The sequence below is a fragment of the Bdellovibrio sp. HAGR004 genome (genome assembly GCF_055397015.1).
Map to the genome: position 1 here is coordinate 983,799 of NZ_AP029176.1, position 19,659 is coordinate 1,003,457.

The 19,659-nt window shown below is 50.0% G+C and carries 19 protein-coding genes; 11 read left to right on the plus strand and 8 right to left on the minus strand.

The window, feature by feature from the left end; all coding sequences use genetic code 11:
• The first annotated feature begins 22 nt into the window (after positions 1-22).
• The 4 genes from ACZ5ZV_RS05020 (at position 23) to ACZ5ZV_RS05035 (ending at position 4,276) form a co-directional block, all read left to right on the plus strand.
• Positions 23-496, plus strand: a complete 474-nt coding sequence (locus ACZ5ZV_RS05020; RefSeq protein WP_464120320.1) for a hypothetical protein — start codon at positions 23-25, stop codon at positions 494-496.
• A gap of 183 nt (positions 497-679) precedes the next feature.
• The gene (locus ACZ5ZV_RS05025) at positions 680-2,446 is read left to right on the plus strand and encodes a DNA topoisomerase VI subunit B (RefSeq protein ID WP_464120321.1); all 1,767 of its coding nucleotides are present in this window, start codon (positions 680-682) and stop codon (positions 2,444-2,446) included.
• Positions 2,446-3,609 carry a DNA topoisomerase VI gene (locus tag ACZ5ZV_RS05030; RefSeq protein WP_464120323.1) on the plus strand — a complete coding sequence of 388 codons (1,164 nt, stop codon included), beginning with the start codon at positions 2,446-2,448 and terminating at the stop codon, positions 3,607-3,609. Before ACZ5ZV_RS05025 ends, ACZ5ZV_RS05030 begins: the two co-directional genes overlap by 1 nt.
• Positions 3,610-3,883: 274 nt before the next feature.
• Entirely contained in the window at positions 3,884-4,276 is a 393-nt protein-coding gene (locus ACZ5ZV_RS05035; protein ID WP_464120324.1) for a hypothetical protein, read from the plus strand.
• Here ACZ5ZV_RS05035 and ACZ5ZV_RS05040 read toward each other — a convergent pair.
• Positions 4,273-4,914 (minus strand): methyltransferase, encoded by a 642-nt coding sequence (locus tag ACZ5ZV_RS05040; protein ID WP_464120326.1) that lies wholly within the window; start codon positions 4,912-4,914, stop codon positions 4,273-4,275. The two genes, ACZ5ZV_RS05035 and ACZ5ZV_RS05040, sit on opposite strands and share 4 nt — an antisense overlap.
• Positions 4,915-5,076: 162 nt before the next feature.
• Between ACZ5ZV_RS05040 and ACZ5ZV_RS05045 the strand changes: the two genes are divergently transcribed.
• Entirely contained in the window at positions 5,077-5,742 is a 666-nt protein-coding gene (locus ACZ5ZV_RS05045) for an energy transducer TonB (protein WP_464120327.1), read from the plus strand.
• A gap of 55 nt (positions 5,743-5,797) precedes the next feature.
• Here ACZ5ZV_RS05045 and ACZ5ZV_RS05050 read toward each other — a convergent pair whose 3' ends face one another.
• Positions 5,798-7,384, minus strand: coding sequence for an ArnT family glycosyltransferase (locus tag ACZ5ZV_RS05050; RefSeq protein ID WP_464120329.1), 1,587 nt, complete (start codon positions 7,382-7,384; stop codon positions 5,798-5,800).
• Between the two features lie 110 nt (positions 7,385-7,494).
• Here ACZ5ZV_RS05050 and ACZ5ZV_RS05055 point away from each other — a divergent pair, with 110 nt between their 5' ends.
• From ACZ5ZV_RS05055 to ACZ5ZV_RS05075, 5 genes are all read left to right on the plus strand, one after another.
• A complete protein-coding gene (locus ACZ5ZV_RS05055) occupies positions 7,495-8,532 on the plus strand; it encodes an MBL fold metallo-hydrolase (protein ID WP_464120331.1) in 1,038 nt (345 codons plus the stop codon).
• A gap of 18 nt (positions 8,533-8,550) precedes the next feature.
• Positions 8,551-9,972 (plus strand): aspartate ammonia-lyase, encoded by a 1,422-nt coding sequence (gene aspA / locus ACZ5ZV_RS05060; protein WP_464120333.1) that lies wholly within the window; start codon positions 8,551-8,553, stop codon positions 9,970-9,972.
• 102 nt (positions 9,973-10,074) lie between these two features.
• Complete coding sequence (locus tag ACZ5ZV_RS05065) at positions 10,075-10,878, plus strand: metallophosphoesterase family protein (RefSeq protein WP_464120335.1); 804 nt, start codon at positions 10,075-10,077, stop codon at positions 10,876-10,878.
• The gene (locus tag ACZ5ZV_RS05070) at positions 10,832-11,389 is read left to right on the plus strand and encodes a hypothetical protein (RefSeq protein ID WP_464120336.1); all 558 of its coding nucleotides are present in this window, start codon (positions 10,832-10,834) and stop codon (positions 11,387-11,389) included. Before ACZ5ZV_RS05065 ends, ACZ5ZV_RS05070 begins: the two co-directional genes overlap by 47 nt.
• Positions 11,390-11,435: 46 nt before the next feature.
• Positions 11,436-12,347 carry a LysR family transcriptional regulator gene (locus tag ACZ5ZV_RS05075; RefSeq protein ID WP_464120337.1) on the plus strand — a complete coding sequence of 304 codons (912 nt, stop codon included), beginning with the start codon at positions 11,436-11,438 and terminating at the stop codon, positions 12,345-12,347.
• Here ACZ5ZV_RS05075 and ACZ5ZV_RS05080 read toward each other — a convergent pair.
• On the minus strand, positions 12,344-13,390 hold the full coding sequence (locus ACZ5ZV_RS05080; protein WP_464120339.1) for an FUSC family protein: 1,047 nt from the start codon (positions 13,388-13,390) through the stop codon (positions 12,344-12,346). The genes ACZ5ZV_RS05075 and ACZ5ZV_RS05080 overlap by 4 nt on opposite strands.
• A gap of 23 nt (positions 13,391-13,413) precedes the next feature.
• Here ACZ5ZV_RS05080 and ACZ5ZV_RS05085 point away from each other — a divergent pair, with 23 nt between their 5' ends.
• On the plus strand, positions 13,414-14,046 hold the full coding sequence (locus tag ACZ5ZV_RS05085) for a DsbA family oxidoreductase (RefSeq protein ID WP_464120340.1): 633 nt from the start codon (positions 13,414-13,416) through the stop codon (positions 14,044-14,046).
• Here the strand turns inward: ACZ5ZV_RS05085 and ACZ5ZV_RS05090 are convergent.
• The 5 genes from ACZ5ZV_RS05090 to ACZ5ZV_RS05110 all read right to left on the minus strand — a co-directional run bounded on the left by ACZ5ZV_RS05090 (position 13,970) and on the right by ACZ5ZV_RS05110 (position 19,653).
• Positions 13,970-14,836: a substrate-binding periplasmic protein gene (locus tag ACZ5ZV_RS05090; RefSeq protein ID WP_464120341.1), complete on the minus strand. Its 867-nt coding sequence runs from the start codon at positions 14,834-14,836 to the stop codon at positions 13,970-13,972. The two genes, ACZ5ZV_RS05085 and ACZ5ZV_RS05090, sit on opposite strands and share 77 nt — an antisense overlap.
• Positions 14,837-14,955: 119 nt before the next feature.
• A complete protein-coding gene (locus tag ACZ5ZV_RS05095) occupies positions 14,956-15,441 on the minus strand; it encodes a hypothetical protein (protein ID WP_464120342.1) in 486 nt (161 codons plus the stop codon).
• 99 nt (positions 15,442-15,540) lie between these two features.
• Positions 15,541-16,137 carry a DUF4360 domain-containing protein gene (locus tag ACZ5ZV_RS05100; protein ID WP_464120343.1) on the minus strand — a complete coding sequence of 199 codons (597 nt, stop codon included), beginning with the start codon at positions 16,135-16,137 and terminating at the stop codon, positions 15,541-15,543.
• A 61-nt stretch (positions 16,138-16,198) separates the two neighbouring features.
• Positions 16,199-16,888 (minus strand): DUF4360 domain-containing protein, encoded by a 690-nt coding sequence (locus ACZ5ZV_RS05105; RefSeq protein WP_464120345.1) that lies wholly within the window; start codon positions 16,886-16,888, stop codon positions 16,199-16,201.
• 131 nt (positions 16,889-17,019) lie between these two features.
• Positions 17,020-19,653, minus strand: coding sequence for an ATP-binding protein (locus ACZ5ZV_RS05110; protein ID WP_464120346.1), 2,634 nt, complete (start codon positions 19,651-19,653; stop codon positions 17,020-17,022).
• Between the last annotated feature and the right edge of the window lie 6 nt (positions 19,654-19,659).

A 19,659-nucleotide genomic window follows, 5' to 3' on the forward strand; every position in this document is an offset into this window, starting at 1 on the left:
CGGACAAGGTGGCAGCAGTTGTTTGATTGGTTCGGGATTGGGTAACAATCCCGGTGAGGCCTACTTTGGACGCGGCGGTTTTGGTGCGGGATTTGGAGGCGGTGCTGGGGCCTGCTCAACGACCTATGGTGGTGGCGGAGGCGGTGGTCACTTTGGTGGCGGCGGTGGTTCTGGAGGCCTGGCCGATTTAGGTGATGGTGGCAACGTCAATACGGACACCAACGGATATAACGGTGGAAATGGTGGAGCGGCGATAGAGGTTCCAGCTTCCGTGTCGGTTCCCGCAGATATCGCAATCGAGATCATTCCCGGAGGCGGCAGTCAGATTGCCGGCTGTGTTTGGAATGATATTTCCGGAGTTTATCTTTCAAATGTGGTGAGTGACACAGACATCAACAATCGTGTGTTGAGCTACTCTTCGACGGCAAGTCAAAGCGTCAATGCGCCTTCCAGTCTGAAAATATGGTCTAATGGGCGCGGAAAAGCCTATCGATAGCTATGAAAAAAGGGGGGTTTTAGACCCTTCCAGACCCTGTTTTTGAAGCTCTTCAGTTCCTCGCATTTAAATTTACGCCAAGCATCACCGAGCCTTAAGTCTTGCTTTGACCCCCTGCGTTCGGCTTAACCTATGAAAGTCATTCATTAAAATTCGTTAACATCGTGTAAGGATTAAGCGACTGTGAGCAAAATTACCAAAAGTAGCACAGCTGAATATTTTGCTAAGAACCTCCAGCAGGTGGGTTTTTCATCTCCTTTGAAGGCCGTTTTGACGACCTTGAAAGAAGCCGTGGACAACTCATTGGATGCGTGTGAATCCGCTGGCATCTTGCCTGATCTCCTGGTTGAAATCTCCAAAGTGGGAGCGGGCTCAACCAAAAATACTGATTTAATTCGCATCGTTGTCGAAGATAACGGCCCGGGTATTGAGGCCGAGGATCTGGCCAAAGTTTACGGTGAATATCTGGCGTCTTCCAAGTTCGGTCGCGGTCAGTGTTCCCGTGGTCAGCAGGGTATCGGTATTTCTGCAGCAACAACTTGGGCGCAAATGACCAATGCCCGTGGTGTGAGTGTTATTTCCAAGACTAAAAAAATGCGTAAAGCGATCTCGGCGCAAGTGGATGTCGATATCAAATCCAATACCGGTGTTCTGAAAAACAAAGAAACTCTGGATTGGGACCGTGAACACGGCACCCGCGTTGAATTCGTGCTGGATGGCCGTATTCAATTGAACGGTGACGGTGGTCTTTTGACTTACATCGAGGGCACCATCCTGGTGAATCCTCATATGACCATCACCTACAAGTTGACGGACGCGGACTTTGTGACCGTGACCCGCGTAAGCACCGATGTTCCAAAAGTTCCGGAAGCGTCTTTGCCGCATCCTCATACGTTCAAACTGGGTGAGTTCATTACGCACGCCACTTTGTTCGGTAAAACGACTTTGTCCAAATTCTTGAAAACGGGCTTTTCCCGTATTTCTGATCAGGCTATTTCTGATTTCGTAAAAAAAGGTCTGCCAAAAGGTCTTCTTGAGAAGCCTTTGACCTCTTTGAGTGAAGAAGACTTCAAAAAAGTCTTCCAAGCTGTGCAGAACACAGACTTGATGGCTCCAAGCACGAAGTCCGTTCTGACCGTGGGTGAGGAGGCGTTGTCCAAATCCATCACGCGTCTGGGGGAAATCGATTTCTTCGCGGTTGTGACTCGTAAACCGACCATCTGTGACTTCAAACCTGTTGTGGTGGAAGTGGCTTTGGCGCGTTTCAAAGACCGCAATCAGCAAAACGATTCTCCGGTGACGTTGCTTCGTTTTGCCAACCGCGTTCCGCTGCAATTCGATAAATCCGGTTGTGCGATCACCTGGGCGATTGAATCTGTGAACTGGAAATCCTATGGTTTGGGTCAGCCTAAAGACTCTTTGCCACTAGGGCCTTACATCTTTGCGGTTTCCATCGTGTCTCCGTTTATTAAGTTTAAAAATGCCTCCAAGGAAACGATTGATGCTTCCGAGGAACTGGTAGCGGAAATCCGTCTGGCCTTGATTCAAGCCGGTCAAAAGCTGTCCCGTCACATCAAAAAAGAAGTGAAGGAAGCAGATCTGGAAAGAAAGCTTGCTCATATCGAGCAGTTCGGTCCGATCCTGGTGGAAGGTTTGGCAAGAATCATCAAGGCACCAGAGTCCCGCAAGAAGAAAGCCGAAGAAGGTTTGAAGAAACTTTTGGGCCGTGATTCTGAAGAGGCGATGGCTGATCTGGAAGCCGCGGAATCCAAGCTTCTTGAGCAGAAGAAACGCGAAAAGAAAAAAGGTATTGATCACGGTGACGAAGATTTCGATGTGATTTCTTCAAGTGATCTGGTGGAGGAAGCTTCTGAGGAACCGCAAGGGACCAAGAAAACCACCACAAAAAAGACTGTAACCACTAAGAAAACCACTGGGAAGAAAAGCTAATGGGCAAACTACTCAGCATTCGTGACCTGAAAATTGATATTCCTAAAGAAGCCCGCATCCTGGCAGATAAAATGTTGAGGGATCTGGAGTCTTCCAAACGTCCGGTTCTGGAGGCGGTGAAAACCTCTCTGGACAACTCCTTGTACAACTCCAAAGTGGGTTATCTGACTCCGGGGGACAAGGTTGTTCGCACCGAACTGAATGTGTCCTCTGTACAAAAACTGGCACGTGTTGTTTTCGTTTTGGAAATCCTGTTGAACAACCTGGAAAAAGGCGCAGTCAACACCAAGCGTGAGCTTTATTACATGTGTAAAGGTCTGATCAAAGGCAATCCTCGTTTGAAGCCTTTGGACTTTGATGACCAACCGGAATCTGATGCCATCATCGACTTCATCGGTGACATGCTGGAAGTTTACCGTGAGGAACTGAACTGTTTTGCCAATGATCGTGGTGGTCAGACGTACTCCCAGCAGTTGATCGTGACTGAAACTTTGGCCGATGGCGATAAAGCCGTGGTGGATCTTTCCACTCTGGGAACATCTCCGTTCCAGCCAAAGAACAAACCGCAGTCTTTGAAACTCAAGGCAAAGAAGAAAATCGACTTCTGCCTGATCGTGGAATCCGAAGGTACGGCGAATACGCTGGTGACCATGGGCTTCACCAAACGTAACAACTGTATCGTGATGGGTGCTCAAGGGGTTCCATCCAACGGTGTACGTGGCTGGTCTAAGTTGATTCAGGATGAATTGGATGTGCCAATGTACTTCTTCGGGGATCTCGATGCGTACACATTGCAAAACATCTTCCGTACTTTGAAAGCCGGTTCTGCGGCGTCTTTGATCCGTAATGCTGACTTCTCCGCTCCGAATGTAAAATTCCTGGGCGTGTTGCCAGAAGACGTGAAAAAATACGATCTGCCTCACTACAAAGTGAAAGAATCCGATCCAGCCGAAGCGCGCGCTTTGAAAAAAGCCAAAGACGCTTTGGAAAACGATCCGTTCTTCCTGGATAAAAAGAACAAAAATCTGGCAGACATTCTGCGCTGGTTGATCAAAGAGAAAATCCGTTGCGAACAGCAATCCTTCTTCTCTGTCGACCCGAACGATCCAATCAAGACAGAAAAACTGATCCTTGAGAAAATCAAACGCGGATCTTACGTCTAAGATTTTAAATAAGATAAAAAAACACCAAAGCCCCTGTCCTCACGGATGGGGGCTTTTTTTTTGCCCGGCTTCCGCCAGCAGAGCTGTAGCTCGGCTCCAGCCGGCAGAGCTGGAGCACCGGAGGTGCGCAAGCTGAAGCAGCCGGCGGTTTTCGGCGGAACACCTTTTCGCCGACTTTTATGAAGATTCCGAAGGCTTCGGGAAAAGCTGTGGCGGGCGTGAGGAAACTTTGTTAGACAGGGCTCGCTGTTTGCCTCGAACCGAAAGGACTTTCATGAAAACACTGTTTTTTGCTCTGGTCTCTCTATTGATGGGTTGGACGGCGCAAGCTCGCCCGGTTCCGGAAACCTATGCGACTTGCCAGGGAAAGCTCTATGATGGAACTGCTGTGACCTTCACTGTGCGCGAAATGGCGGTGGTCGGTCTTGCGCAAGGGCTTTTGCAGTCTGAGGCGGATCAGGCAGTCAGTTTGACTTGCCGAAATTCCACCGGGTCGTCCTCTAAGGATCGTGTGGTGATGTATGTCTGCACGGAAAATCGTGCAGGGGATGGCAAGGTCAGTGTTCGTCTTGAATACGGGTTCAGCGGGCATGTGATCGGCCAGATCCAACGGGAGCAGATGTTCCCCCTGCCAGCGCAGACCATCGGTCATCTTTTCTGTCGTTAAGAGATCATCACCAAGGGTGTGCCACGAATATCGGCCACCTGTTTGATATCCCGTCGACCTGCCAGCATTTTACGAGCCTCATTCAGCGGACTCCAGCCATGGTCTTGTAGATCACGAAGCAGAATGTAAGCGCGGCCCTGAGGATTCAGGGCCTGGTCGATGGCTTCAATCAAAGTTTTAAAATCTGAATCGATAAAAAAGCGGCAGCGATTTTTGAATTCCGAGGGCGACATCTTGCCCTGGTTCAGTCGAAAATAGGGTGGGTTGCTCAGAATCAAATCATACTTTTCTGAATCAGGTATCGACTTCAGGGATTCATAGTTTTGATTGAGGAAACGGACTGAAGGCAAACCGTCACCAAAGTTTTTCAGGTTTTCTTCAAAGTAGGGTTGATACACCTTCTGCACTTCCAGAAAATCAAAGTGCGCAGGCATTGTGAACTGGGCCTTTTTTAGGTGAAACAGAAAGTCCAAACCCACGATCCCACAGCCTGAACACAGATCCAATCCGCGCCACGAGCTTAAGTCGCCAGAAACCAGTTCAAACACCTGACGGGCTAAAAACACGGAATCGTGGGAAAAACGGTATTCCTCCGGCTGGGTGTAGTGAAAGGTAAAATGGGGGTTTATTGAGCTCATAGGGTCCTGCAGTTGTAAAAGCCTTGGGGAAACTTGTCCATTTTTTCATTTCGTTTTCATTGGGCGGGTCTGAAAGCTAAATTAATTACATTTGAGGCCATTTTAGGGTCGTCTGGTTGAGTTTTTGGGGCCAAGAACTTATAAAAGGGGCAAGCAAATCCTATGAAAATATCCAAGCTCGCTCCGAACATGAATGTTTCCCTGATCCTTTCCGTCCTGTTGCACGGGGGGCTGTTCGCGTTGGCTTTAGGGATGGCGGCGCCAAGTGTGGTGCCTTTGCCGGTGGGTGTGGAACTGATGTATGGCGATGGCGGAACAGTTCAGGCTCCCAAGCAGGAAGAAATTATCAAAGCTCCGAAGGTGAAGGCCCCAGTAGTGGTGGATAATTCCGACGGCCCGGCGATTAAGACGGAAAAGGTCGCGGAAGCCGCTCCTCAAGAACAATCACCAACTGGCAAAACGGCGGGCTCCTTGGCGGGCACTTCTGATAAAGGCGCTTTGGAAGGTCGTGAGGGGGGTGCCAATGGGATCGAAGTTTCTCCCGAGCAACGCTATCTTTATGAAATCAAAAAACTGCTGGAGCGTCGTAAACGCTATCCCGTGCTGGCTAGAAAAATGGGTCAGACCGGTAAAGTCACCATGCGCTTTACTCTGGCTCAGGATGGCTCGTTGTTAGCTAGCGAAGTTTTAGAAAAAGCTCCGTACGATACTTTGAATCAGGCCGCTTTGGATCTGGTCAAAGGCATCCACGGCATGAAGCCCTTCCCACAGGAAATCCAAAAGACCTCCTGGGTTATCACAGTCCCCATTGAGTATGTCTTGAATTAAAAAAACGCCGCTTCTGAACGAGCGGCGTTTTTGTTTGTGACTTCATTTAAATCAACTATTTCGTGATGCCCTGGAAGTTCTTGCAGAAATAGATGAAGAACGTTCGGGCGTGGATGCCGTGACGGAAGGTTTTGAGTTCTTCCTTTTCACAGGAATCCCACTTGGCCCACTCAATGGGGTTGGCCGGATACTTTTCTGAACTCACAAAGATCGCATTTTGACCTTTCAAGTTGTTCATCTCCTCCGGGGATTGCATCACCGTGTAGTTGCTGACCGTGGAGCTTAGCATGTACACCTTCTGCTTGGTGCCCCAAGTGACCTGTGCGGTATTTTCATAACGGTGAGCCGCGATGAACGGCTTGCTGCCGCTTTCGGCGTGGATTTCACGCTGACGGCGGTTTACGTATTTGCCCAGCTCTTCCCAGCCCGTGAATTCATTACTGAAATCGTAAGTGGTTTTCCATTCTCCATTGGGATTGAATAGATGGAAAGCTTTGGGAATCCACGGATACGCAAACGGAGTGTAGCTGATCAGACCCAGAACGATAAAGAATCCCGCAATACCCCAGGTGAAGACTTTACTGCGCGCTTTGACGATCTGACGACGGCCCCAGACAAGTCCCTGGGACCAGATCGCACCAGCCCCCATCAAAAGCAGGGTGTAAGCAGCCCCGCTCCAGTGCGGTTTATAATCGGCGAACAACGGCTGCGGATAGAAGATTGCGATGGATGGCAGGGTCAGGCACAGCAAGAATCTCCAGCGCGCCTCCTGGCGCTTTACGAAGGATGTGATGAAAGCCAAAGCGATCAGCACATACAGGAACGGAGTTGCAAACAACAGCTGCGCACTGAAGAACACGAACCAGCGATTCAAGTTGAAAGATTCGCCCGTGTGACGATCATGGAATTGATATTTGAAGCCCGGCCATTCATGGATGTGATTCCAAAGGAAGATCGGCGTTGCCAAAGCAGTAGCGATCAGGAAGCCCACCCACGGCCACGGAGTCAGGAAATCTTTGCGGCGAGATGGTGTCGCCAGCAGATAGATACCAAAGCCCGGAGCCAGCAAGGCGATGATGAATTTGGAGTTCAGCCCCAAGCCCATCAGAACCCCCAGCCACAGCCAGGTTTTTTTCACACTCCAGGCTTTGTCGTCTTCGCGCACCCCTTGCCAGAAGACGTAAGAAGCTGCCACCCAGCAGAGCATGAACGGAGGTTCTGGAGACGCCACGTAACCGCCAAAGCCCCAGAAAGGGGACCACAGCAAAACAACGCCGACAAAAATCGCAGCCCAGTCATCGAACAGATCCCGAGTCAGTTTATAAAGTAAAACCACGGTTCCAACAAAACACAGGAACCCCGGCAGGCGGACCCCCAGATAGGTGTCACCAAAAAGACGGGTGGTGATGGCTTCCAGCCACGCGATCATGCCCGGATGGTCGAAGTAAGAAAGCTGCAACCATTTCGCCCAGGACCAGTGGTAAGCTTCATCGTCAATCAGGCCGATATTCAGCGAGAAAAAAGCTCGGAAAAAGAGCGTCAAAATAAACAGGATGACTACTTTTTGAGAGAGAGTTTGCTGCTTCCAGAAGTCACGAATCACGGCCACGTCCTCACGGTCGAAATCAGGTTGTTGTGTCAATGCTCTGTCGTAATATCTTGGGGCGTTGCTGGCAACACATCCCCGCATGACAAACGGTGTAAATTGAAGCTTTCTTGCCTCCCAGGTCGCTCAGTGAGACTCTGCGGGGCATGAAATTGTCCATGGTTCTTTTTATCGGTTTATTTGTGCTGATGGGATGTCAGAGCTTCCGCTATTATGACCCGCAAAAGCCCTATCGTGGGAAGACTCAGTTCTATAATAACTATGACAATTCCCCCAAGGCCAGTTTCTGGAAGTGGCAGCTGGAGCGCTGGACAAGCTCAAAACCGGCAGAGCCCCCCTTTGAACCCGAGATCATTAAAACAGATCTTGGTTATCTTCAGCAGAACAGCCAGGACATCACATTGACTTGGGTGGGGCATTCCACAGCTTTGTTGCAGCTTCGGGGTTTGAATATTCTGATTGATCCGGTTTTTTCTGAACGAGTTTCTCCGGTCAGCTTTATGGGGCCGAAGCGTCTGGTGGGATTGCCGTTCACTATCAAAGATCTTCCCAAAATTGATGTGGTCGTGGTTTCTCACAGCCACTATGACCATCTGGATCTGCCGTCTTTGCGTGAGCTGGGTAAGAAAGACCCCGAGGTTCTTTTCCTGGTGCCGTTGGGAGATGCAGAGCTTTTGCAGTCCGAAGGAATCCCTCATGTTCAGGAGTTGGACTGGTGGGATGAAGTGAAAGTGCAGAACCTGTCGTTTGTCTTTACTCCTGCCCAGCATTGGACTCAGCGTTGGTTGTTCCAGCGCAATCAAAGTTTGTGGGGTGGTTGGTCCATTAAGACGGACGGTTTCCATTTCGTTTACACGGGCGACACAGGTTATTCCAAGGACTTTGCTGACATTCATGCCCGTCGTGGGGATGTAGATCTGGCGATGATCCCCGTGGGCGCCTATGAACCCCGTTGGTTCATGGGACTACAGCATGTGGATCCTGACGGAGCTGTTCAGATCCATCAGGATTTGCGTTCAAAGCATTCTATTGGCGTGCACTGGGGCACCTTCCGTTTAAGTGATGAACCTATGGCCGAGCCTCCCGTCGAGCTGGGCAGGGCCCGTAAAAAGGCCGGCCTTGAAGACGGAGCGTTTCACGTCATGAAACATGGCGAGATCCTGAAAATAGAAGTAAAAAAATAGTTATTCTTGGAGAGATGTATGGATAAGTTCCGCGTAGAAAAAGATTTATTGGGCGAAAAGCAGGTTCCTGCCGAAGCTTACTATGGGATTCACACAGTGCGCGCGGTTGAGAACTTTAAAATTTCCGGCCAGACAGTCGGCACCAACCAAAGTTTCGTGCGCGGCTTGGCGCTGGTGAAAAAAGCCTGTGCTCTGGCAAACGGAGAGCTTGGCACCATTCCCGCAGACGTTTCCAGATCTTTGGTGGAAGCCTGTGACGAAGTTTTGCGTGATCCGAAGAAGTGGGGTCAGCAGTTCCCTTCCGACGTTTATCAAGGGGGAGCAGGCACCTCCATCAACATGAATGCCAACGAAGTGATTGCCAACATCGCACTGGAAAAACGCGGTTTGGCCAAAGGAACTTATTCAGTCATCAATCCGAATGATCACGTCAACAAATGCCAGTCCACCAACGACGCCTATCCGACGGCTTTCCGTGTGGCGCTGTTTGAACACATAAACGGCACCTTGCAGGCCCTGGATTCTTTGGCTGTGGCCTTTGAAAAGAAGGGGAAGGAATTTCACAACGTTTTGAAAATGGGGCGCACCCAGCTCCAAGACGCCGTGCCGATGTCTTTGGGGCAGGAGTTTAATGCGTTTGCCACGCTGTTGAAGGAAGATGGTCGTCTGATTCGGACTGTGCAAAAGTTCATGCTGGAAGTGAACCTGGGGGCCACGGCCATCGGCACCGGCATCAATACGCCTCCGGGATACGCGGAGCTGGCAGTGAAGAAGCTAGCTGAAGTCACGGGACACCCTTACGTGCAATCAGAGGACTATATCGAGGCCACCAGTGATTGCGGCGCTTATATTATCATTTCCGGTGCGTTGAAAAGAACGGCAGTGAAGCTTTCCAAGATCTGCAATGACCTGCGTCTGTTAAGCTCTGGGCCGCGTGCGGGGCTGAAGGAAATCAATCTTCCAGAAATGCAGGCAGGTTCCAGCATCATGCCAGCCAAAGTAAATCCTGTGATTCCTGAAGTGGTGAATCAGGTCAGCTTTAAGATCATGGGTAATGATCTGGCAATTACATTGGCGGCCGAAGCTGGGCAGTTGCAACTCAATGTGATGGAGCCGGTCATTGCCTCCAGTTTGTTTGAATCCCTGGATCTGTTGAAGAATGCGTGTGAAACTCTGGAACACAAATGTGTTCACGGTATCACGGCCAATGTGGAACGCTGCCGTGACTATGTGATGAACAGTATTGGCATTGTGACTTATCTTGATCCGATCATTGGACATGATGAAGGTGATCGTATTGGTAAGATCTGCGCGCAAACAGGTCGCAGTGTTGCAGAGGTGGCACTGGAGCGTGGTGTAGTCACGCAAGAACAGCTCAACGAGATTTTCTCTTTGGAAAATCTTTTGAACCCGAAGTATGTAGGCAAGATCCAAAAGTAAATTTTAGTGGATCGTTCCATATTCGGAACGATCCTTTCCGATTTCACCGTCTAATCAAATCCACCCCGTGGGAGTAGTCTGATACCTGAAGGCAGGTTGAAGATGAAACTCCTCTTGATGCTACTGACTCTGGTGACCTTCGCAGGATGCGCAGAGTTTAAAAAAACACCTTTCACGGACGAGCTCAAGACAAGCACTCGCAATTGGAATGCCCGTAATGTTGAAAAGATTCGGGCCCTGAATCTTAGTGATACATTCAGGATCGCGACGATTTCCGATACACACTCAAATTATGATGACCTGCGATCGGTCATCAGGGAATTGAACTCTCGCAGGGATATCGATTTTGTGATTCACCTGGGGGATTTCACAGATCGTGGTTACAATTTCGAATACGATATTTTCGTGGATATCATGCAAAATCTGAACAAGCCCTCGCTGGTGGTGATTGGCAATCATGACAGCATCGGCAAGGGTCCTCAGATGTATCAGCGCGTTTTTGGCAATCCTGACTTTGCCTTTGATTTCAACGGCACCAAGATCATTGTAGCTAACAACAATCGCCTGGATTTCATCAACTCCTGGTCTGCCGACTGGATGTTTCATGAGGTTTCCAAAAGCCAGGATTTTGAGCGGGTGATTGTCGCCCATCATGTGGACCCTGATTCCTCCAATTATTTTACGACTACGCAGGTGATGCAGTTTGATAAGTTGTATTCAGACAGCAAGGTCAATCTGGTTTTAAACGGACATCAACACACCTTCCTGATGCGTGCGATGACGGACTATCTGTCCTTGCAGGTTCCGCGCATCCAGGATCGTCAGTACAACATTTTGGATTTTAAAAAAGGAGAACTTCATGTTTGGTATTGTCAGAAGGGAAGTTGTCAGACTGTGGCTCCTTAGTCTTCTGGTTTTGAGCCCCCTGTCTGTGCAGGCGGTTGAATGGCAGATGTCTTTGCAGCATGCAGGCTTTATGGGTGAAACTTCGGTGGCCGCAGGTTTCGAAAATCAAAGCCGCTGGTTTGGGATGGATTTGGGTGTGGGATTTAGTTCGGACAGCGATGGAAAATCTGTCCGGCAGATCAATGTGAAGGCCCGTTTTCAGCCTTTGATCTGGGGAGCAGGTAAATACGGAGAAGTGATTTTGCCTTACTTTGGTGTGCAGGCGATGTACACGGATGATACAGCTTTTTTTGTGCAAAGCGGAGATGAGTTTCCCGAGGACGAATATTACGATTTTACGGCCATTCGCTTTGGAATACCTGTGGGCATTGCCTGGAGAAATGAGACCTGGTCTGTTTATGCAGAGTACGTGTTGCTGGATACGGACATCATCGCTCAGTACAACACGAAGTCCGCTCTGGGATATCAGGACATAGCTTCGGCCTCCGTAGGTTTACGTTATTACTTTTGAATCGATTTGCTCTTGCGATTTTTGGGCGAAGGTTCATGATGAGGCCATGAACCTTCGTCATCTTGATATCAATGAAGTGTACTATTTTATTCGCATCATGCAGGCCGGAAGTATTTCGTCAGCATCGCGCCTGCTGAATATTCCCAAATCCAAGCTCAGTCGGAAGTTGAGCAGTCTTGAAAAAAAGATGGCTGTAAACCTGGTGAAAAGAAAAACCCGGCAGTTGGAACTGACGGCTGAAGGTCAGAAGCTTTTTGATCGCACGGAATCCCACTTTGATTTTATCGTCACAGAACTGGACAACCTGGTGTCGCCACATTCTATGTTAAGCGGTGAGTTCCGCATCGCTGCTCCGGTGGCGATGGCCTCTGAAAGTTTTGTTGCGATGATCGGAGAGTTCCGTCGGCGCAATCCGGCTTTGCGGGTGCATTTGGATTTGTTACCCAAAGGGCCGAACCTGACAAACGATGACTATGATGTGGCCTTTGCCGGAGGCACGGATATGCCGCCCCAGGTGGTGGCTTTGAAGCTGATGGAAATTGATATTCAGCTTTACGCCAGTGCTTTGTTTATTCAAGAGCGCGGACAGCCGAAAGAGCTGGATGAACTGCCACGTTTTGCCTGTGTTTCCATGCATGAAGTATCCGATCTTTTATCACTGACGTCTTATAAAAGCGGCGAGGTTCGCAAGGTTCCCATCCATCCGGTGATGCTGTCCAATCAACCGCAAGTTGTGCGAGGTGCGGTTTTGCAAGGCCATGGAATTGGTTTTTTGCCCGCGATGTTTGTGCAGAAGGAGCTGGATTCTGGAGCAGTCCAGAGGGTGCTGCCTGAATGGCATTATCCGGGTGTGGGGTTGTATCTGACTTATCTGAAGCAAAAGGTTCGAAATCCGAAAGTGAAGGCCTTTGTGAATTTCATCAAGAGCGAATTTAAAAATTATGAAGGGGTCTGTTAACGAGGACGACGTCGCCAGACTTCCTGGGGATTGACCAGAACGATCGCGACCAGAGACAGCAGGCAGCCGATCCCGGTGGCGGTCAGGCGAACCATGGGTGTGTGCAGATCACCCCGTTGCAGATTGGGCATATCCAGAATGATCAGCAGCATAATGACCAGGACGGCCGACCCTAGCCAGTAGCTGCGCACAATGGACCAGGGGCCCCAGAAGCTGATCAATCCCAGAATAATGATGGCCAGCCAAGGTGAATGCACGCTGTAGATGATGATGTCGGCGACCAGGACCCCAAGCAAAGTGCCTAGGAAACGCTGAATGCTGCGATAGATGCTTTGTTTCAGCTCTGGCCGCATAATAATCAGAACAGTACCCACAGCCCAGTAGCCGTGATCTATTTTGAAGTAATCCACGATCACGAGGCTTAGGAGGATCGCACTGGCATACCCAGTGGCATAAAGATGGTGCGATCGTTCTGTCGTCAATGACTTCTTAAGTGAGGCACGCAGACCAGCAAAGGGATTGGGGGTGTGACGACGTAAAAACACCAGCAGGGTCAAAGAGACAATCACACACAGATAACCGAGCAATGCATAGGAGAGGACTGGGGCCAGATAGCGCTCCAGTCCCTGAACGTAGGCTCCGGCCAGAACCTGAAAGATTGCAAAAAGCAACGCTCGCTCCAGCTCGGCGCCTTTTCCTCCACCCATTAAGCCCAGCCAATACACCAGACCGAACAGCAAAGGCATCAGAAGCCATCGATCCCCATGGGTTAGTATTCCCAGGGTCAGTCCACCCAGCATCATCATGCACGTCAGGGTGATCGTCCAAAGGCGATGTCCCAAGGTGCCCATATGGTCATTCAGAACCAGCAGAAAACCCATCAGTGAGCCAAAGATGGCGGCACCTATTTGCTGCGTCAGCAGCCCGATAATAAGAGGAATTGTCGTGGAGATGGCGCAAACAAACATGCGCGGCCAGGGCGAGGCGACGGGGTTTATTTTGAGAAGTTCATCGATATGATGGCGTAAGGTCATGATGTCCATTATACTACTTGGCAGGAGTCATTATGAAAAAGAAAATTGAACTGGAAGTGGTCGTCGATATCGTCTGCCCCTGGTGTTATGTTGGCAAAACAACACTTCTGAAAGCGATGGATCAGCTGAAGGATCAGATTGAATTTGATGTGAGAATCCTTCCTTTTCAATTAGATCCCGATGTCCCGGTGGAGGGGCTTCCACGAGCCGAATATTTGACAAAGAAGTTTGGCGACGGGCAGCGTTTCGCTGAGGCGGAACGTCGTGTGGTTCAGGCCGCGAACAATATCGGTGCGGAAATGCACTTCGATAAAATTCAGACGCAAATCAACACCATGGATTGTCACCGTCTGATCTGGCTGGCCGGGCAAGATGGAAAGCAGTTGGCAGTGACCAATGAACTTTACAAGGCCTATTATGTCGAGGGTCTGGATCTTTCAAAGAAATCCAATCTGGCCGATGTGATGGCTCGACTGGGATATGAGGCTCAAAGTATTTATGAGTTTCTTAACAGTGATCAGGGCACGCGTGACGTTGAAGCGCTGATTGGCGAAGTTTATAGTTTTGGTATTTCCGGTGTTCCGTTCTTTATTTTAAATAGGGAGGTCGGAATCTCAGGAGCTCAGCCACTTGAGGTGTTTTTACAGGCGTTTCAGGAAGTGTAAAGCCGGCCTGCACAGGAGGCGTCAGAAGAAGCACTTCTTTGGGCGCCTTCAGGTGGGAAAACCATTTTCGATACAAGTCTTCAAATTCACCACTGCGTTTGATTTCAGTCAAAGCTGTATGCCAGTTTCTGATCAGGTGGGGATCTGTGCCCTGGGAGAAAGCAAAGTACAGCGAGCTTGATTTCAGTGAAGCCACTTTGACATAATCTTTTTCTTTGTATCCAGTTCGTCGGAAAAGCTCGGCGACCGCCAGATCGTCATCACACAGAACCTCCACGCGGCCACTCATAAGCATGCGCACGGCACTTTCGGATGAATTCACAGGCACGATATGTTCAAATCCCTGCTGCTTCAGCAAGTTGTGAAAAGCTGTGCCCCGATGAGTGCCTACAGTCAGACCGCGTTTGATTTCATCCAGAGTGATCGTTTTTCGGTTCTTTGCGTGCGCTGACATGTACAGCGATATGTCGCCATCGGCGATCGGCCCCAGCAGGGTAAAGATTTTCTCTCGCTCGGGTGTGCGCACCAGGGTGAAGAGCAACACATTGGGTTGGGTCAGTGCGGTTTTATAGGCTCGGGTCCAAGGCTGGACTTCGACTTGGTTGTGCATGGAGAGATGCTTTTGAATCATTCGGGCCAGATCCACGGCCATACCTTGGGCAGTTCCGGATTTTTCGAAATACATAGGAGGCCAGTGCTCGGTCACGAGTCTTAAAGAGGTCTCGTGTGACAAGCCCGGCTGCGATAGCAGCAGCAGACAGAATAGAAAAAAGTATTTTAGCTGCAACATACCCTGGTTTTAACACAAACTTGACAGCTAATCAGGGCATGGAGGAGAGAGTTGTTGAATATCAATTTCCCTCAAATCGCCTGTGGGGCAGGGAACTCGAGGGAAAAGTGAGTCTTGGATTAATTGCGTTTTTTGCGAGCCTGGTGGCGATGTTCTTCCTGCCAGTTGCGTCGTTCGCTCTGACCTTGATCCTTGGAAATAGTCATCTCGGGCAGCAATTGCAAGTGACCCTTTAATTGAGAGTGCAGGGGAAGCAAATTTAATCCGGACATTAAAAGCTGGCGGAACTGTTTACCAAATTCACTTTGGTGCGGCGGCTCTTCAAACAGCAGACGTTCAATTTCTGCGCGGGCCACAGCGGCATGTTGATCGGTGATGAATTCAAGTTCTGTCAGGGTGTCGATGTCAGCCATCAGGGATGTGAATTCGCGCAACCACACGTAGCGTTCAGCCCCCATCAAAGCCTGAAACCATTCTGTCGGTGTTGTTTCGTAACCATTTTCGCGATCGAACTCTGCTTTAAGGGCTGTTAGAGTTTCCTTTTGCAGGCCCCAGAGGGCATGGCGAACTCTCAGAGTATTGGCGTGATGATGTGAATGAGTCATGGGGTCGGGCTCCTGTTGCTCTTAAAAAACCGATGCTAGCGTATTTTTACAGTCTTGACATCTACTTTTAAGAACAGGAGCCCGTGGGGTTTTTAGAGCTTAGCGGCAGCGTCTCCACTGAAGGTGATAGATCAGGCCGGAGCTGATATCGGCGCTATCCACAGTGGCCAACGTCTGCTCGCCACGACCGTTGGATCTGGCCATCATGGACGTATTGACGCGAAGGTTTACGTCCGCTCCGCACGGCGTCCAGACCATGGTGCTGGCAATCAGGCCGTCAGAGATCGTGTAGCTGTCGTTCACAGGGCCCATGAAGGTGCGGCTGATGCGTGGTCCGCGGGCGCCGGCCCAGAAGTATTCAGCGTCAAAGCGGGACATGCCTCCGCGTGGGACAAAGTTAAATCCACGATAGTCCACCTGGAAGACTGCCACACTGTAACCACTTGGAACAGAAACTGGGACCGAGATGTTGCAGGACTTACGATCCATTGCGCGTCCGTTACCGGCTTCCGCCACGTAGTTGTCAAAAAGGATACTCAGTGCTGAAGCATCCGGGCTGACTGTGACACTGGCGCTTCCCGCAGGGCAACCAGTACCGCCGTATGCAGGCTGACCCAAACGAATTTGTTGTGCATGAGCAGTGATGCTCGCAGCGGACATAAGACCAACGATCGCAAGTAATAGTGTACCTTTCATAATTCCCCCTTTGGATTATGTGTGTTTTTGTTTTACTTAAAAATTTGGTTATTGATTTTATTTATGGAAAACGCGGTGGTCTTCCTGGTGCTGGGTTGGGACGCCCTGGTCCGGGATCGCGACCCGGGGGTGTCACTGAACCGCCGCCCGAGGGGCGACATTGTTTCCACGCCAGTTGGTAGCGCTGTGACTGCACCTGACCGTCAATGCTGTCCAGAGTGATCTGCGCGGTCAACAGCGATGACAAGTTCAGATTGCGAGCCATCAAGTAAGTCGTGATGTAAAGCGACTGAATCGAATTGGCATTACAAGCCGCCCATGGAGCAACACGCGGATCGACCTGGTGACGGATGTAGTAGGTGTCGTTGTAAGGTCCGCGGAATTCCTGCGCGCGGAAGTTGTAGGTGCCACCGTTTTCATATCCGGGTCTTTCATTGCGGGGTTTGCTGCCGTCAAAAGAATAAAGAGCCTGGTGAGTTACCAGAGTGCCAACTTCAGCATAAGCAAAACCGCGATAGTCCGCCGACGTGACAGCGAAAGTCCATCCTGCCGGAACCTGGAAATTTACACGCAGTTCGCAGTTCAATCTCACAATAGGTTTTTGCATGGAAGACTCAGCAATGAAATTGTCCAGCAGTAAAGAGAAGGTCTGGGCGTCTGGAGAAATGGTGGCATTGTAGCTTCCTGCGGGGCAGCCGCTTCCCACAGCCTGAATACTATGAATCCTGATACCCGGTGGAGTTTGTGCCAAGGCCGGTGCCGCCGCTAAGAAAGTAAGACCTAATATAGATGTAGTGATTCCCCGCCACATATTTGTTTCCCCCCAGAAACTGGTGACAACCGTCACCTGGGAAACAGCTATAGCAAGGGTTGGGCCACCTCTTATGGTGGCATCTTGGCTCTGAGTTCTTCTATGTTGCGCAGCAAGTCGGTTTTACGCAAGGGTTTGACCAGATGCAAATTGCACCCCACCTCAAGGCTGCGATCAATTTCATTTTTCAAAGCATAGGCCGTCAATGCCCAGATGGTGGCCGGTGTTTTGCGATGTTCTTTTTCCCACTGACGGATTTTCTGTGTGGCCGTAAATCCATCCATCACCGGCATCTGCATATCCATCAAAATCAGATCATAGTTATTTTCGCGGGCCAACTCCAGAGCCTGCTGACCGTTGACCGCTTCATCAATGTGATGGAGAGAGCCCTTAAGGTAGGCTTTGATCAAGGTGCGATTGTCTTCGGTATCATCGACGACCAGAATGGAAAGAGCTCGGCCCATTTTTTCGTGGGAGTCTGTCGGTGTGGGAGCGGTGGGCTCTTTTTCCAGAGTCTGCAGAGTTTCCTGATCCTGCAGGCAGGGAAGATCCAAAGTGAAAGAAAAAACACTTCCCTGATGTGGTTTGCTTTCAACCGTGATTTCACCACTCATCAGGTGAACCAGTCGCTTGGAAATGGACAGCCCCAGCCCGGTGCCTCCGAACTTTCTGGTGATGGTTGAATCGGCCTGAGTAAATGGCTGAAACAGGGACGGGATTTTTTCCTCGGGAATGCCGATACCGGTGTCCTTCACCTGGAACAATAAGTTGCCGTGCAGGTGGGGGAGGTTGTTGCGAGAAACGCGGACCTCAATAGATCCTTGCATGGTGAACTTCAAAGAATTGCCAATCAGGTTTGCCAGAATCTGCCGAATGCGCGTAGGGTCACCCAGATAGATATGATTCGTGTCCGGACTCAGAATAAGCGACAGTTGCAGATTCTTTTCGCGGGCTTTCAGAGCGAACATGTCGTAGACATCACGGACTAGCTCGTGCAGATGGACCTGGGTTTTTTCCAGAATCAACAGGCCGGATTCAATTTTTGAGATATCCAGGATGTCATTGACGATGTTCAAAAGATTCTGCCCGGCTTTTTTGGAGATTTCCACATAGTGGGCCTGATCTTCATTTAAGGGGGATTCCTCCAGCAAATCAGACATGCCGATGATGACGTTCAGGGGAGTGCGTATTTCGTGGCTCATGTTGGCCAGGAATTCAGATTTCGTTTCGGAGGCTTTCTTCAGTTGCAGATTTAAATCAATCAGGTGCTGGGTTTTCTCATCCACGATTTCCTCCACCGACATGATGCGATTGGCGATGGTGAGAAGCAGGGCGCAGAGTAAAAACACAAAGGTCAGGGAAGCCATCAGGAACAGATTGGAGTTGGACATGGCAGCCAGAGACTGCGAGGGATCTTGTTCCAAAGTGACTTCCCAGATGCGATCACCGACCTCGATGGGCTTGGTCCAGCGGAAGTCCTCTAAGAAAGGATTGACCTGTTCGGGAAACGACTTCGATTGCAGAACCAATATGGCCGGGGTCGTTGTGACGTCCCGGATTGTAACGACGTAGCTGGGATCATTCAGAACCGCGGTGAGGTCCTTGAGGACATCATCCAGTCTCAGAACCTCCAGCAAAATTCCACCGGGATGTCCAAGGGCAAAAAACAGGAAGCTGCTGGAGCCGATCTCATTTATCTGCAGGGGCAGTGAGGAGGTGATTCGTTGAGATTTCAAAGATCTTCTGAACAGCTCTTCGTGCTCGGGATAATCGCTGAACTTAAGGTTTTTGATCGGTTCATTCTTATTCAGAGGTTCGATGAATTCGATTTCGAAAAGACCGGGTTTTTCCGGGCGCACGGGAATCCAGGCAAGTGCCTGAACCTCGGGGTGACGGGCATGCAGGGTGCCCGCAAACTTTTTAAACTCTGCCACCGTCACTTCGGATGAGCTTTCGTAAAAACTTTGCAGGGAGCTGAGCATGTCCAGATTGGAGTTCAAATCCTTTTCCAGGACATTATAGGTGAATTCTGATTTTTTACTGAACTCAGCCAGCCATTTGCTTTGTTCAGTTTTGTTCAGATAGTGTAATACCGAAAGAATCAGGCCAAAAGAAACACACACTGGCAGCAGAACCTTGGTTACTGATTTGAGCCAGTACTTGCGCGACTGGATTGAAAACATCAGGGCCACCGGGGCAAAGATCAATCCTCCGGTGGCATCCCCCACAAACCAATGCAACCAGTTCTGGAAAAGACCCTTAGGGCCGACGGCACCGGCAAAATAAAGGGTGCCTGCGCCCAAAGTGGCAGTGATCAGTGAAGACAGTGGACCTGCCACCAACAAAAAGAGCAGGACTTCCCGTTCTGTATAAAACCGTTTTGGAAACTGCAGCCAGCGGCGAATCAGCCAGGCCGCCGTGACAATGCCGAGCGTGCTTCCCAGGGCCACCCCGGAGGGGATCAGTATGGCATAGAAAGAATCCAGGTTGCGAATATTAATCAGAAAAGCGCCCGCCGCAACTCCGGGCCAGCGATTGATTCCAAAAAGCAACAGGGCGGCAATACTAAGGCCTAATGGGGCCCAAATAAGGGAGGCGTGCCCTGGTGGCAGGGCCAAAAGCAGGCCTGCTTTGCCAGTGATAAAATAGACAGCGGTAATCAGCAGAACCTGAGCAAGCCATGAGCGCAGAAGGGGTCTCTCCATAAATCA